Genomic DNA, 14,969 nt, shown 5'->3' on the forward strand with positions numbered 1-14,969 from the left:
GATGGCCATGGCGCTGCATCGATTGCGGGCATCGCTGCTGCCGCGGCGAACCCCGTCGTCGGGCCGGGAGCGGGGGCAGCCTGCGCGGTGAGCTTGGCCCGAACATCGTCAGGATCGACCCGCGCAGCGCGTTGGACGTAACCTCAAGCACACACGTTCAATCGGGCAGCGCTGCAATGGACAATCCGGACAACTGGCAGCCGATCACCCTGGAAGAACTGGAAACCCTGGTCGCACGGCAGTTGCAGGATTGCTCACCTGTCCAACGAGCCACCTTCGAATCCCTGCGCGTGCCATTCCATGCGGTTCGGTTGCACAGGCTGGGCATGATTGAGTGGGTCTGGGCGGTCGCACAACTGCCCGAAGGGTTGCTGTACTACGAGGACGTTGAGGAAGGCTTCGAGGTGGGCACGCCGGGAGAGGATGGTGTGTTGCCGAACCAAGGTTGTTCTCAGCTGACGCTGACCCACATTCTCCATCGTTTGGTGATCTGAGCATCAGATCTCGCAGATCGCTGCATCTGCCCGAGTTCAGGACGCTCTTCTGGCGGCATACGTGCATTTCACCGCATCCTGCAAGACCTTCGGCCACAGTGGCCGCTGTCTAACCAAAGCGCTGGCGCGCAGACTTTGACTCATGACCGATCTCCATCGCCTTCGCGGCCGCATCACCGCGCTGGTCCTAAGCGAGGCCTGGCGCCGCCGTGCCGCGCTCTGGGGCGGGGCTGTGGCCGTAGCGCTGGTGGCCATCCTGTTTGCCAAGGCCAGCGACGCGGCCTTCCATCTGTTCCAGCGCATCACCGCGCACTCGCCGTGGTGGGCCCTGCTGCTCACGCCCGGCATCTTCGCGTTGCTGGCCTGGCTGACTGCGGGTGCGCTCAAACCCACCCGCGGCAGTGGCATTCCGCAGGTCATTGCCGCACTGGACAGGCCGGACGAGTCCTTCCGCAAGACCAACCTGTCGCCCGCGGTCTCGGCGGGCAAGCTGCTGCTGACCTCGCTGTCCCTGCTCGGTGGCGCGTCCGTTGGTCGCGAGGGCCCGACCGTGCATGTGGGCGCGAGCCTGATGTACCTGTTCGGCCGCTGGTTCGGCTTCAAGGACCCGCGCGAACTCTCGCACTTCCTGCTGGCCGGGGGCGCGGCCGGCATCGCGGCGGCGTTCAACACACCGCTGGCCGGCATCGTCTTCGCCATCGAGGAGCTCAGCGGCCGCTTCGAGCATCGTTTCTCAGGCACCCTGCTGACCGCAGTGATCGTCGGCGGCGTGGTGTCGCTGGGCCTGCTCGGCAACTACACCTACTTCGGCCATGTGAGTGCACGCCTGCCGCTCGGCCAGGGCTGGCTGGCCATCCTGCTTTGCGGCGTGGTGGCAGGGCTGCTGGGCGGCCTGTTCGCGCGTGCGGTGCTGGCCAGTGCGGCGGGCCGCCCGCGTTGGCTCGGGCAACTGCGGCAGCGGCATCCGGTGCTGCTGGCCGCAGGCTGCGGCATGGCGGTGGTACTGCTCGCCCTGGTCTTCGGTGAAGGCGCGTTCGGCACCGGCTACGAGCAGGCGCGCAGCCTGGTGCAGGGGCAGGCGCTGGTCGGCCACGAGTTCGGGTTGATGAAGCTGCTGGCCAATCTGGCCTCGTACGTGGCGGGCATTCCCGGCGGCCTGTTCTCGCCGGCGTTGGCGGTCGGCGCTGGACTCGGCCACAACCTGGCAGTGCTGATGCCGGGCGTGGACCCGCGCGCGTTCGTGCTGCTGGGCATGTGTGCTTACCTGACCGGCGTTACCCAGGCCCCGCTGACGTCGGCGGTGATCTCGCTGGAACTGACCGACAGTGGTGATCTGCTGCTGCCGATACTGGCCACGGTGCTGATCGCGCGTGGCGTGTCCGGGCTGGTGTGCAGGGTGCCGATCTATCGCGGGCTGGCGGAGTTGTTGATCGGGCCCGCCGCTACGCCACCGGCGACCGGACAGGGTGAACGCCTTTCCTGACGGGCGGCGGCCCCCGTCGCAGTTGAGGGCAGTTCCGACACTGCAATCGGTGCTTCGCCGATGGCCGCACGCGGCGTGCGCCATCAAGTATTGGGTGATGCGTACTTATCTCCTGCGTTCGGCAACCCGTGTCTCGCGCGCACTGCTTGGTGTGCTGCTACCGCTCCGCTGCCTGGTCTGCGGCGACCCGGGCCACGATGATCTTGATCTGTGCTGCGCTTGCCTGGCCGATCTGCCCTGGGCAGGCCGTGCCTGCCTGCGCTGCGCGTTGCCGTTGCCCGACACCGCGTTGATCGTCTGTGGCAGCTGCCGCGAGGAGGTACCGCCACAGACGGCTACCCACGCCAGCCTGCTGTACCTGCCACCGGTCGACCAGTTGGTGGTCCGCTACAAGTTCCGTCAGGATCTCGCAGCCGGACGCCTGCTCGCGCAGCTGATGCAGCGCGCACCGCCGCCGTGGTGGTGTCCACCGCTGGTGCCGGTGCCGCTGCACAATCGCCGGCTGCGCCAGCGCGGCTACAACCAGGCGGGCGAGCTGTGCCGGCTGCTGCCGATGCCGGTCTGGCAGGGGCTGTACCGGCGGCGCCACACCGCGCCGCAGTCCGAGCGCACGGCCGAACAGCGCAGGGAAAATCTGTTCGATGCGTTCGATGTGCGTGGCTTGGTGCCAACGCGGCTGACCGTGGTCGATGATGTGATGACCACCGGCAGCACGGTGATGGAGGTTGCCGAGACGCTGCGCCTGGTGGGCGCTGCGGAGGTGCGCGTGTGGGTCTGCGCGCGGGCGCCGTGATCGCCCTCTTCATCCACAGGGGCTAGGATGAGGCCGGTTCCGGATCGAAGGAGTGGTCATGAATTCCCCCTTGTCTCCCTTGCTGTCGGCGGTTGGGCGCAGCTGGTGGATCCTGCTGCTGTACGGGCTTGTTGCACTGGGTTTCGGCATCGTTGCCATCGGCTGGCCCTTGTCCGCAGCGATGGCGCTGGCGTGGACACTGGGCGTGATGGCCATCGTTGAAGGTGTCATCAGCCTGTTCGCACTGATCAGCGGCGGCAGTGGTGCCTCGCGTGGGTGGCTGGCGCTGTATGCCATCGCCTCGCTGGGCTTCGGCATCCTGGCGGTGATCAACCCGCTGGCCACCGCCAGCGTGCTGGTGTTGTTCCTCGCAGCGTGGCTGCTGGTGGCGGGCATCTATCGCATCGTGTTCGCGATCCGCGTGCGCAAGCAGATCCAGGGCGAGTGGTTGCTGATACTCAGTGGTGTGCTTGCGGTGGTGCTGGGCCTGCTGTTTGCGGCCAACCCGTACGCAGGCGTGGCGGTGACCACGCTGTGGATCGGCATCGGCAGCCTGCTGTATGGGCTGCTGCAGGTACTGGTGGCATTCAAGCTGCGGAAGCTGAAGTGAGGGCTGCGCTTTCCCTGTTGCTGGGCGTGGCGTTGGCCCTGACCGGATGCATGCCTGGCGCCACACCCGATGCCTTGGCAGGCAAGGATCATGCGCCACGCCCCGGCGTGGATGTGCGCCTGAGCGCGGTGGACGCCTCCGGCAAAGGCCGGCCGGCGCAATGGCAAGGCGAAACCCTGGCCCTGCGCGAGCCGCCGATTGCCGGCAGTGCGGACATTGCTGATGTGCGCTACGTACTGGACGATGCCAAGCAGCCCGGCCTGCAGATCCGCTACCGGCCCGAAGCGCACCAGCGCATCCACGATGACACGGCAGCACTGGTGGGCCAGCGGGCAGCGATCAGCGTGGATGGCCGTGTGCTGATGGTGGCGACGGTGCAGGGGCCGTTCGGCGAATCGATGATGCTGAGCGGGCTGCCCAGCGTTGCCGAGGCGCAGGAGCTGGCGAAGCACATCACTGGCGACTGACGGACGCGCCATGAACCCGCGCCGCGCGGGGAGGTCGACCAAGGTCGACCGCTACCGGGCGAACCGCGCCTCGATCTCTTCCAGCGACTTGCCCTTGGTCTCCGGCAGCCAGAATGCGGCCACCAGGAAGAACACGAAGGTACACGCCGCCCAGAACACGAACATGCTCGCATAGCCGTAGTGGCCCACGGTGGGCAGGAAGATCGCGGCGATGGTGGTGGACACGAACTGGTTGATCAGCAGCGCGATGCTCATGCCGTTGGAACGGATGCGGTTCGGCATCAGTTCCGACAGTGCCAGCCACACGCAGACGCCGGGGCCGACCGCGAAGAACGCCACGAACACCAGGATGCAGGCGGCCACGGCCCAGCCATGGGCCGGCGGCGGCACCGGGCCGATGCGGGCCTGCTCGATGCGCAATGGCGCCTGGCTGGCACTGGCCGGGTCGGCGAACGGGTTCAGATGCAGCTTGCGGAAGAACGCACCGATCACGCTGTCCGGCTGCACGGTGCCGGCACGCTCGATGCGCAGCTCGCGGTCGGTCAGGTTGTCGCTGCGGAGGGCGCGCACATTGGTGAAGTCGCCGTAGGCATACGACACGGTCAGTTGCAGCGGCCGGCCTTCGCTGTCGATGCCAGCGCCGAGGCGCTGCCACTGCGCATCATCCAGCACCAGCCGCAGGCCGTCGCCGCTGACCGCTGCCTGCAGTTGCGGCTGCACGTCGGTACGGCCGCGTTCGGCCTGGAAGAACAGCGTGGCCGCGCCCAGCAGGGCCACGCAGATGCCGCCGCTGCCGAGCATCAGCAGGAATTTGCGGCCCTTGCGATCGACCAGCAGCAGCGCGACCACGGTCATCACCGCATTCAGCAGCTTGATCGCCACGTCGGCGCCGTTGGCCACCGAGCCGGACAGGCCGGCCTGGTTGAGGATGTTCACCGCGTAGGCCAGCACCGAATTGATGCCGGTGGCCTGGGTGCAGGCCAGCACCACGCAGGCCAGCGCGAACGGCACCACGTAGCGGCGGCTGAGCAGTGGGTCTCGCTTGCCGTCGCTGCTGCTCGATTCCGGCGCCTGGATCTGGGCCAGCGTGGGCTCAACCTCTGCGGCGGGGAGGACGCGCTGAAGGCTGCGCCGGGCTTCAGCGATGCGGCCGCGGCGCACCAGCCAGCGTGGCGATTCGGACAGCAAGAAGATACCGGCGCAGAACAGCAGGCCAGGCGCCAGACAACTCCAGAAGATGGTGCGCCAGGCGTGGTCCTTCACCGTGAACAGTTCCTGCGCCTGCTGCGCGACCGGCAGCGAGCGCACGGCTTCGGCGGCGGCATCCACCGCATGGGCGTGGTACAGCCCGATCAGTGCCGCCAGCACCAGGCCGATGGTCAGCAGCAGCTGGAACATCGCCGCACCGCGTCCACGCCGCTCGGGGCTGAGCACTTCGGCCAGGTACAGTGGAATCACGACGCCGATCAAACCACCACTGATGCCCTGCAGCAGCCGCCCGAGCAGCAGCGGCGTGTAGCCGGAGGCCAGTGCCATGATCGGAATCGAAGCGGTGAACAGCAGGCCGGCCAGCAGCATCGCGCCGCGGCGGCCAATCAGGTCGGCGACCATGCCGGCGAACAGCGAGGACAGCACGCTGCCCAGCAGTACCGCCGCCACCACGAAGCCGAGCTGCTGGCTGCTGAGCTGCCAGGCGTGACTGGCGGTCGCTTCAAGATAGGGCAGGGCACCGGCGATGATGCCGATGTCGATGCCGTACAGCAGGCCCCCCAGGCCGCCGATGAAGAGCAGGTAGCGTACGGGCCAGCGCGGAGCGGTGCTTGCAGTCATCGGCAGTTCCTGTGGTAGCGCCGGGCCAGGCCCGGCGGCGGTTCGTCGCAGAGTGCATTCTGTAGAGCCGAGCCATGCTCGGCTGCTTTCCATTCCGATATCGAGGTTCCCCATGCCGCGCTTCGCGCGGTGAGCCGAGCATGGCTCGGCTCTACAGGGAGCCCGCGCGGCATCCGGGCCGCATCGCTTGCGTCAGGTCAGATCGACCACGCGCCCACCAATGACCACCTGCTGCAGGCGCAGTTCGGCGTCCAGCACCACCAGGTCGGCGCGGGCGTCGGGCGCGATGCGGCCGCGATCGCCCAGGCCCAGATAGTCGGCCGGGAAGGTGGAAACCCGCTGCGAGGCGTCGGCCAGGTCCAGGCCGACGCGCACCAGGTTGCGCAGCGCCTGGTCCATGGTCAGTGCGCTGCCGGCCAGCGAACCCGTCGCCAGGCGCACGCAGCCGCCGCACTTGTGCACGCGCTGCTCGCCCAGCGCGTACTCGCCGTCGGGCATGCCGGTGGCGGCAGTCGCGTCGGTCACCGCGTACAGGCGCGGAATCGCGCGCGCGGCCAGGCGGATCACGCCGGGATGGATGTGCTGCAGGTCGGGAATGATCTCGGCGTACTGCGCATGTGCCAGCGCCGCCGCGGCGATGCCAGGCCGGTAGTGGTCGACGCCGGTCATGCCGTTGAACAGATGGGTGAAGCCGGAAGCCCCGGCCTGCAGCGCAGCAACACCTTCTTCGTAAGTGCCAGCGCTGTGGCCAAGCTGCACACGGATGCCCATTGCCGAAAGCGCGGGAATCAGCGCGGTGTGCTCGCCGATTTCCGGCGCCAGTGTCATCACCCGAATCGGCGCCAGCGCGTGCAGCTGCTGCACCAGTGCCACCGTCGCCTCGATCGTACGATTGGGCTGTGCGCCCAGCCGCTGCGGGCTGATGAACGGTCCTTCCAGATGTACGCCGACGATGCTGGCGGCGTCGGCATCGGGCGCCGCCATCGCCGCAGCGACGCCGTGCAGCGCGTGCTCGATCTCGTCCAGCCCGGCGGTCATGGTGGTCGCCAGCAGCGTGGTGGTGCCGAAGCGCAGATGGGTGCGGGCGATGGTGCGTGCCACGTCGCCGCCCTGCATCAGGTCCACGCCGGCCGCGCCATGCACATGCAGGTCGACGAAGCCGGGCAGGATCACCGGCAGCTGCAGGTCGTCGGCGCCGCTGTGGTCGTCCACCTGCAGCTGGCGCACGTGCGAATCGAAGTGGACCTGGCCACGCCGCCAGCCCAGCGGGGTGAGGATGCGGCCATGCAGGGTGCGGGTGTCGGTCATGCAGTGGGCTCGGCGATGATCACTTCGATGCCCACCCGCTGCAGCCCTTCACGGGTTGCGTCGTCGATGCCGGCGTCGGTGATGATGGCGTGGATCTGATCGAGAAGTGCGATGCGGTGCAGGCTGACGCGGCCGAACTTGGAGGCGTCGGTCAGCACCACGATGCGGCGCGCGCGCTCGACCATGCGGTGGTTGAGGCGGGCTTCGGCTTCATCGTGGGTGGTCAGCCCGAACTGCAGGTCCAGGCCGTCCACGCCCAGAAACAGGGTGTCGAAGCTGTAGGAGTTGAGGCTGGCTTCGGCCTGGCTGCCCTGCAGCGACAACGACTGCTGGCGCAGCAGTCCACCGGTCAGCAGCACGTTGATGCCCGGCGCGTTGGCCAGTTCCCAGGCGATGTTCAACCCATTGGTCATCACCGTCACGTCGCGCTGGGTGCGCAAGTGGCGGGCCAGGGTCATCGTGGTCGAGCCGGAGTCGATGATGATGTTGTCACCGGGCCGCACCAGGCGCGCGGCACACGCGCCGATCGATTCCTTCAGCGGCAGGTTCAGTGCGTCCTTTTCGTGGATGTCCTGTTCCTGTGGCGGCGTGCGCACCAGCGTGGCGCCGCCGTGAGTACGATTGGCCAGGCCTTGCGATTCGAAGTGGGTCAGGTCGGCACGGATGGTCACCGCCGACACGCCGAAGCGCTCGACCAGATCGGCCACCTGCACCGAGCCGTGCTCGATCAGCAGCTGCAGGATCTGTTGCCGGCGGGAGCGGGTGTTGCGCATGGCCATTCTCGGTGTCGCGGGGAAAGGTAAAGATTAGCCGTTCGCAGCAATGGCGGCAGCCGCGTCTGCGTGATGCGTGCGGGTTCCGGCCTGGTTGGCGCTGCAGGCACGGGCGTACTCGCCCAGGCACAGGCCGACGCGATGCCGTGCCAGCGCGGTAGGCGTATTGGCCAGCGTGCCCTCGCGCACGGCCCGGTACTGCTCCGGCAGGTACTGGCTGAGCAGTACCAGTGGCGGCGCGTGCTGTTCCAGGTTGGCGAACAGGGTCTGCACCGCCTGCACCAGCGCGGGCTCGCCCCAGTAGTAGCGGCAGCGGTCGCTGAAGGAATAGCTGCGCAGCAGGCGCAGCGCTGCCTCATCGCCCTGGTAGTAGGACTGCCAGTACTTCGGCTGCGCCACCATCACTTCATCCAGCACCTGCGGCAGGCGCGAGCACTGTGCGGCCGGCAGCAGTTCGGCCTCGATCGCGGCCAGCGCGAACAGCGCTTCGCGGTAGGCGAAGGTCGCCGCCGGGCCGACCTTGAGGATGGCGAAGTGGTCGCGCACCAAGGCGTGCAGGCCACTTTCGCGCTGGTAGTCGGTGGAATGCGCTTCGAACACGATGCGCGGCTGCTGTTCGAGGAAGTCGGCCAGCGTGCTGGCGGCGGCCGGGTCGTACTCGTGCACACTGCTGTGGTCGAAGTCCACGCCCGGTTGCACCACCATGGCGATCACGCGCTGCCACGCATCGCGCAGCTGCGGCGTATCGAACGCCTGCTGATGAATCGCCAGGGTCTGCGCGGCAGCAGCGGGCGTGGTCACCTGCAGGCCCTCGGCCAGCGAGGCTTCACCCCCGGGAATCGGCACCTCGGTACCGATCACGTAGACCGGCGGCGGCAGGCCGTGTTCGGCGGCGGTGCGTTCGGCAATCTCGGCCAGCTCGGCCGAACGCGCGGCGACGATGGCGTCGGGCAGCGGCACCGGGTCATCGGCGCAGGACATGCTGCAATCGAGGTGGATCTTGTGGAAACCGGCGGCGACGTAGGCTTCGATCAGCACGCGCGCGTGGGTCATCGCTTCGGCCGCCGGGCGCTTCTGCCAGGCATTCGGTCCGAGGTGGTCGCCACCCAGGATCAGCCGCTCGCGCGGGAAGCCTTCTTCATCGGCCAGCGTGCCCACGTAGTCGCGGTACTGCGGCGGGGTCATCCCGGTGTAGCCGCCGAACTGGTCGACCTGGTTGGAGGTGGCCTCGATCAGCAGCACGGTGCCATGCGCCAGGGCGACGTGCATGGCCGCGCGCAGCACCTGCTGGTTGCTGCAGCAGACGCTGTACAGGCCGACGTTGGCGCCGGCGCGGTGGGAAGCAAGCAGGGTCTGCAACGGGGACATGGTCAGGCTCCGGACATCAGGAAAACGAGGGTTGGCAGGCGAGCAGGGCGGCACCACGTGCGCCACCGGCATCGCCGAAGCGTGGCGGCACGATCGGTGGCACCTGCACACCCTTGAACAGGTGGGTGGCGATGGCGGCGGGCAGTCGCTGGTACAGCGGCGCGTACTGCGAAAGGCCGCCGCCGAGCACGATCACGTGCGGGTCCAGCGCCAGCACCAGCGCGGCCAGGCTGTGGCCGAGCAGGTCGCGGTGGATGTCCAGCGCCTTGCGCGCGCGGGCATCACCGGCTTCGGCCAGGGCGATCACGGCGCTGGCGTCGGCGGCGCTGCCACCAAGGTGGCGCTCGATCATCGCCACGCCACTGCCGGACACATAACGCTCCACGCAGCCCTGCAGGCCGCAGGCGCAGTCGATCAGCGGCAGGCCGTGGCGCTGCAGCAGATGACCGGGCACGCTCCAGTGGCCCCATTCGCCGGCCAGCCCGTTGAAACCCGTCAGCAGGCGGCCCTGCAGGCAGAAGCCACCACCGGCACCAGTGCCGAGAATGGCGCCGAACATGCTGGGGTAGCCGTCAGCCGCGCCGCCGTGCGCTTCAGACAGGGCAAAGCACTGCAGATCGTTGCCGAAGTGCAGCGGGCGCTGCAGGCGTGCCTGCAGATCCTGCGCCACGCATTGGCCGGTCAGTGCAGGCACGTTCGCGCTGAGTTGGCGGCCGCTGCGGCGGTCGCGCACGCCGGGCAGGGCGATGCCGATGGCCGCATCGCTGCGGCCGAGGGCAGCGTCCGCCTCGGCGACCAGCGCCACCACCGCCTGCAGGAAGCCGTCGTAGTCACCCTGTGGGGTGGCCACGCGGCGGCGCCAGGTGACCTGCATCGCCGCATCGCACGCCACCAGCTCGATCTTGGTGCCGCCGATGTCGATGCCATAGCAGGCGTGGGCGATCAGCTCAGCCATGGTGGATGGTGACGCCCTTGACGACGCGGTTGACGGTGCCGTCCGGGAACGGGTTGTCCGGGGTCAGGCCCAGCGCGGCCGAGCGCTGCAGCGCGAACAACTGCGCGAAGCCCAGCCACACCGGTGCCAGCCACGGATCGTCCAGTGCCGGTACGGTGAGGGTGTATTCGTCATCGGCGCCGATGTCCGAATGCGGGCCGATCGCCAGCACCTGGCCGGCCACGCCGTCGCGGCGCAGCTCTTCCAGCAGGTCCTGTTCGTAGCGGCGCGCCAGCGGCTGCACGCTGCGCAGCACCACCACCAGGGTGTTGCCGTCCAGCGTCGACTTCGGGCCATGGCGGAACCCCAGGGGCGTGTTGGCCAACGCCAGCACGCGGCCGGCGGTCAGCTCCAGCACCTTCAGCGCGCACTCGCGCGCCAGCGCTTCCAGCGGGCCGCTGCCGAGGTAGATGATGCGGTTGAACGGGCGCTGCGCCAGCGCCGCCACCGGTGCATCCCACTGCGCCTGGCCTTCGCGGGCCAGCGCGGCGATCTGCTTCAGGCGCGCCACGCGCGCATCCCACGGCGAACGATCGAACACGGTCAGTGCGGCCAGCAGCATGCAGGTCAGGCTGCTGGTCATGGCGAAGGCGCGGTCGCAGCTGGCCGACGGCATCAGCAGCGTGCAGGTATCGGCACGGCCGGCACCACGACGGGCGAGTTCGCCATCGGCGTTGCAGGTGATGTCGAGGAAGCGTGCCTCATCCACATCGGCGCGCACGCGGTCCACCGCGGCCACGCTTTCCGGGCTGGAACCACTGCGGCCGAACGACACCAGCAGGGTGGGGCGGTCGCGCTGCAGGTACAGCGCAGGATGGGTCAGCAGGCTGGTGGTGTGCACCACGCGCACCTCGGCCGGCCACTGCGCATTGATCGCGTCGGCCACCATCTCGGCGATGAAGCCCGAACTGCCGGCGCCGGTGAACAGCACGCGCTGGTTGGGATCGTTGAGGCTGTTGCCAAGAAAGGCCTGCAGGCGGTCGCGGGCACGCGCCAGGTCCTGGGCGAGGGCTTCCCACAGCGCGGGCTGCTGGGCGATTTCGGTAGCGGTATCGGCTCCGCCCAGGCGCTGCCAGGCGGACACATCGGAAAGCAGGGTGACGTCCATTCGGAGGTTCCAGTTGGGCCAGCGCACCATCTGCGTTTTCTTTCGAAATGTCAAACATCGAAAGTAAAAAGAAAGAAAATAGCGCGATGACTTTTCTCGCTGCCGAGTGCTCGGGAAAACGAAAGAACGGGGCAAATGCCGTATCGCACAACGCTTAACAGGCGGCTGCAAGCGTTTACACAAAGTATTGCAACGCAACAACTTTCGTTTCAAAGGAATATATCTTCCTTTTTCCTTTCAATTTGTTGACATCTTTCGAATCGCTGCCCTAGAGTCGGCCCAACCGCTTTCGAAACGCCCGGTAAACGGGTTGGGAGTCCGTGTGGAAATCTGCGTTCGTCGCTCGCCGCTGATGCTGGCCCTGGTGCCGGCCTTGATGCTGGCGTCCATGACGGCCCGCGCCGAGCCGGTCGGCAACCTGCGTTCGGTTGCCGCCAGCGCCAGCCGCGACGGCGTGCAGGGCTGGGACCTGTACACCGACAAGGGCGCGCGCCTCCGCATCGAACTGCCGGCCACCGACATCATCCGCGTGCAGGCAGGCCGCAATGGCACGCTGACCGGTGCCGGCGACAAGGCCGCACCGATCGTGCTGCCGCAGCCCAAGGCCAACGTGCAGGCGAAGCTGGAAGAAGACGCGCAGGAAATCCGCGTGCGCACCGAGTCACTGGTGTTGCATGTACAGCGGCAGCCGCTGCGCATGCGCCTGGAACGGCTGGACAACGGCCAACCCACCGCGCTGTGGCAGGAACTGCAGCCGCTGGACCTGGATGCCACGCAGAGCGTGCAGGTGCTGTCCTCGCAGGCCGATGAGGGCTACTTCGGTGGCGGCCAGCAGAACGGCCGCTACCAGTTCAAGGGCCGCGAGCTGGAGGTGTCCTATTCCGGCGGCTGGGAAGAGGGCGACCGCCCCAGCCCTGCACCGATGCTGCTGAGCAGCCGTGGCTGGGGCATGCTGCGCAATACCTGGAGCGATGGCAGCTACGATCTGCGCGAGGCCGACCAGTCCACGCTGCTGCATCGCGAAGACCGCTTCGATGCCTATTACTTCGTCGGCGCCGACCTGCCGAAACTGATCGAGCGCTACACCCAGCTGACTGGCCGCCCGAACATGGTCGCGCGCTGGGCGCTGTCCTACGGCGACGCCGATTGCTACAACGATGGCGACAACAGCAAGAAGCCCGGCACCGTGCCCGAAGGCTGGAGTGACGGCCCGACCGGCACCACGCCGGATGTGATCGACTCGGTGGCCAAGCAGTACCGCGCCCACGACATGCCCGGTGGCTGGATCCTGCCCAACGATGGCTACGGCTGCGGTTACAAGAAGCTGCCGGAAACCGTGCAGGGCTTGGCCAAGTACGGCTTCCGCACCGGTCTGTGGACCGAGAACGGCGTCGACAAGATCGCCTGGGAAGTGGGCAAGGCCGGCAGCCGCGTGCAGAAGCTGGACGTGGCCTGGACCGGCAAGGGCTACCAGTTCGCGATGGACGCCAACCGTCAGGCGTTCAACGGCATCCTCGACAACTCCGATTCGCGCCCGTTCCTGTGGACGGTGATGGGATGGGCCGGCATCCAGCGCTACGCGGTGGCATGGACCGGCGACCAGAGCAGCAGCTGGGATTACATCCGCTGGCACGTGCCGACCCTGGTCGGTTCGGGCCTGTCCGGCATGGCCTACGCCAGTGGCGACGTCGATGCGATCTTCGGCGGCAGCGCCGAGACCTTCACCCGCGACCTGCAGTGGAAAGCCTTCACCCCGGTGCTGATGGGCATGAGCGGCTGGTCGTCGAACGCACGCAAGCACCCCTGGTGGTACGACGAGCCCTATCGCAGCATCAACCGCGATTACCTGAAGTTGAAGATGCGCCTGACCCCGTACATGTACGGGCTCGTGCACGAGGCCGCGCAGACCGGTGCACCGCCGGTGCGCGGCCTGATGTGGGACAACCCGCGCGACCCGCATGCGCAGGATGAAACCTACAAGTACCAGTTCCTGCTTGGCCGCGATCTGCTGGTGGCGCCGGTGTACCGCAGCCAGGCGGCCAGCCGTGGCTGGCGCCGCGATATCCACCTGCCGGCCGGCGGCTGGATCGACTACTGGGACGGCCGCCGCGTGCAGGCCGGCGCCGACGGTCGCCAGCTCGACCGCCAGGTGGACCTGGCCACGCTGCCGGTGTTCGTGCGTGCCGGAGCGATCCTGCCGATGTACCCGTCGATGCTGTTCGACGGTGAGAAGCCGCTCGATGAAGTGACCTTCGATCTGTATCCGCAGGGCGAGTCGCAGTACACGCTGTACGAAGACGATGGCAACACGCGCCGCTACCAGCAGGGTGAGTCGAGCACGCAGCAGATCCGAGTGCAGGCGCCGGTGCAGGGCAGTGGCCCGGTGCAGGTGCAGATCGATCCGGTGCAGGGCCAGTACAACGGCCAGCTGGCGCAGCGCCGTTATGGCCTGCGCGTGCTCAGCCGGCAGGCGCCGCGTGCGGTGCAGGCCGGTGGCCGCGCGTTGCCGGCGCTGGCCGATGCGGCGGCGTTCAACGGTGCGGCTGAAGGCTGGTACTTCGATGCCAAGGAGCGCCGTGGCACGCTGCACGTGCGTACCGCTACCCAGGACATCCGCCAGCCGCTGCAGCTGCAGCTGGACTTCGCGGTGGCCGCTGCGGCCGCCGACGATGCCTATCCGGCCGCGCCGGTGCTGGGCCGCGAACTGCCGGCCGACAGCCTGCTGGTGGTCAACCGCCCGGCCGAAGAGCCTGGCCATGCGCTGGAAAATGCCTTCGACGACGATCCGGCCACCTGGTTCCGCAGTGTGCGCAACCAAGCCGTGCGCACCGGTGCGCATGAGTGGGTGATCGGGTTCGGCGAGCGCAGGATGATCGATGGCATCGACATCGCGCCGCGCAACGACAAGAACTGGAAGCACGGCCAGGTACGCGACTACGAGGTGTACCTGGGCGACAGCAATGGCGAATGGGGTGAGCCGATCGCACGTGGCCGCCTGCAGCTGAAGGAAGGCGTGCAGCGCATCGCGTTCCCGGCCCATGCCGGCCGCCTGCTGCGCTTCCGCGTGCTGAGCGTGCAGAACCCGGAAGGCGATGGCGCCAGCAGCACCGATCCGATGGTTACCGCCGCACAGGGCAGTGCCCGCGCCTTCGATGCGCTGCAGCCGCGCGACGTCGGCCCGATCGCACTGTCCACCTTCCACATCCTCGAACACCAGGAACCGGAGCGACCGGCCCGGCAGCGCTATCTCTCCGAGCTGCCGGTGCCGGCCGCGCTGGCCAGCCAGGTGCGCGCCGACCAGTCGTTCCGTGGCGACGCCGGCATGCGCATGAACGGCCTGCAGTTCCGCCGTGGCCTGGGCGTCGGCGCCAACAGCCGCATCGACCTGCGCCTGCAGGGCGGCTGGCACCTGCTGCGTGCCGACCTCGGCATCGACGACGCCTGCCGCAGCGCCGGTGGCCTGCAGTTCCAGGTCTGGGGTGACAACCGCCTGCTGTACGACAGCGGCCTGGTGAAGGCACCCGGCGTGGTCAAGCCGGAGCTGGACATCCGTGGCCTTTCCACCCTGAGCCTGCGCACGCTGGGTGCGCAGGGCAGCCAACCCGCCCAGGTCTGTGCCAACTGGGCCAACGCCGTACTGATCGGCCAGGAGGGCGACTCCGCCAGCATCGTCGCCCCATGACCCCCTCGTAACACCGCTCCTCCCCCCGCCCATTCCGACTACGGCCCTCGTGGCCGTGG

The 14,969-nt window shown here is 68.1% G+C and carries 12 protein-coding genes; 6 read left to right on the plus strand and 6 right to left on the minus strand.

Translation table 11 applies throughout. The features are described from left to right. Window positions 1-176: 176 nt before the first annotated feature. The 5 genes from AC5P65_RS00790 to AC5P65_RS00810 all read left to right on the plus strand — a co-directional run bounded on the left by AC5P65_RS00790 (window position 177) and on the right by AC5P65_RS00810 (window position 3,847). Window positions 177-494, plus strand: coding sequence for a hypothetical protein (locus AC5P65_RS00790; RefSeq protein ID WP_111103908.1), 318 nt, complete (start codon window positions 177-179; stop codon window positions 492-494). Window positions 495-636: 142 nt separating this feature from the next. Further along, window positions 637-1,977 carry a chloride channel protein gene (locus tag AC5P65_RS00795; RefSeq protein WP_329858776.1) on the plus strand — a complete coding sequence of 447 codons (1,341 nt, stop codon included), beginning with the start codon at window positions 637-639 and terminating at the stop codon, window positions 1,975-1,977. 97 nt (window positions 1,978-2,074) lie between these two features. Further along, window positions 2,075-2,770: a ComF family protein gene (locus AC5P65_RS00800; RefSeq protein WP_021203353.1), complete on the plus strand. Its 696-nt coding sequence runs from the start codon at window positions 2,075-2,077 to the stop codon at window positions 2,768-2,770. A gap of 58 nt (window positions 2,771-2,828) precedes the next feature. After that, window positions 2,829-3,380, plus strand: coding sequence for an HdeD family acid-resistance protein (locus tag AC5P65_RS00805; RefSeq protein ID WP_021203354.1), 552 nt, complete (start codon window positions 2,829-2,831; stop codon window positions 3,378-3,380). 50 nt (window positions 3,381-3,430) lie between these two features. After that, the gene (locus AC5P65_RS00810; protein WP_111098672.1) at window positions 3,431-3,847 is read left to right on the plus strand and encodes a SecDF P1 head subdomain-containing protein; all 417 of its coding nucleotides are present in this window, start codon (window positions 3,431-3,433) and stop codon (window positions 3,845-3,847) included. A gap of 51 nt (window positions 3,848-3,898) precedes the next feature. Here AC5P65_RS00810 and AC5P65_RS00815 read toward each other — a convergent pair whose 3' ends face one another. The 6 genes from AC5P65_RS00815 to AC5P65_RS00840 form a co-directional block, all read right to left on the minus strand. Further along, the gene (locus tag AC5P65_RS00815) at window positions 3,899-5,677 is read right to left on the minus strand and encodes an MFS transporter (protein WP_021203356.1); all 1,779 of its coding nucleotides are present in this window, start codon (window positions 5,675-5,677) and stop codon (window positions 3,899-3,901) included. A 192-nt stretch (window positions 5,678-5,869) separates the two neighbouring features. After that, complete coding sequence (gene nagA, locus AC5P65_RS00820) at window positions 5,870-6,985, minus strand: N-acetylglucosamine-6-phosphate deacetylase (protein ID WP_021203357.1); 1,116 nt, start codon at window positions 6,983-6,985, stop codon at window positions 5,870-5,872. Beyond that, on the minus strand, window positions 6,982-7,758 hold the full coding sequence (locus AC5P65_RS00825) for a DeoR family transcriptional regulator (RefSeq protein ID WP_031270180.1): 777 nt from the start codon (window positions 7,756-7,758) through the stop codon (window positions 6,982-6,984). The genes nagA and AC5P65_RS00825 overlap by 4 nt, the downstream gene beginning before the upstream one ends. Window positions 7,759-7,791: 33 nt before the next feature. Beyond that, window positions 7,792-9,126: a D-tagatose-bisphosphate aldolase, class II, non-catalytic subunit gene (locus AC5P65_RS00830; protein ID WP_495215367.1), complete on the minus strand. Its 1,335-nt coding sequence runs from the start codon at window positions 9,124-9,126 to the stop codon at window positions 7,792-7,794. 16 nt (window positions 9,127-9,142) lie between these two features. Continuing rightward, window positions 9,143-10,081, minus strand: a complete 939-nt coding sequence (locus AC5P65_RS00835) for an ROK family protein (protein ID WP_134730957.1) — start codon at window positions 10,079-10,081, stop codon at window positions 9,143-9,145. Beyond that, window positions 10,074-11,228 (minus strand): SIS domain-containing protein, encoded by a 1,155-nt coding sequence (locus AC5P65_RS00840; protein ID WP_227852315.1) that lies wholly within the window; start codon window positions 11,226-11,228, stop codon window positions 10,074-10,076. The genes AC5P65_RS00835 and AC5P65_RS00840 overlap by 8 nt, the downstream gene beginning before the upstream one ends. 322 nt (window positions 11,229-11,550) lie before the next feature. On the opposite strand from AC5P65_RS00840, the gene AC5P65_RS00845 reads away from it, so the two are divergent. Further along, window positions 11,551-14,910, plus strand: a complete 3,360-nt coding sequence (locus AC5P65_RS00845; RefSeq protein ID WP_495215369.1) for a TIM-barrel domain-containing protein — start codon at window positions 11,551-11,553, stop codon at window positions 14,908-14,910. The last annotated feature ends 59 nt before the right edge of the window (window positions 14,911-14,969 follow it).

The organism is Stenotrophomonas sp. YJH_SMC_48-3 (assembly GCF_059369375.1).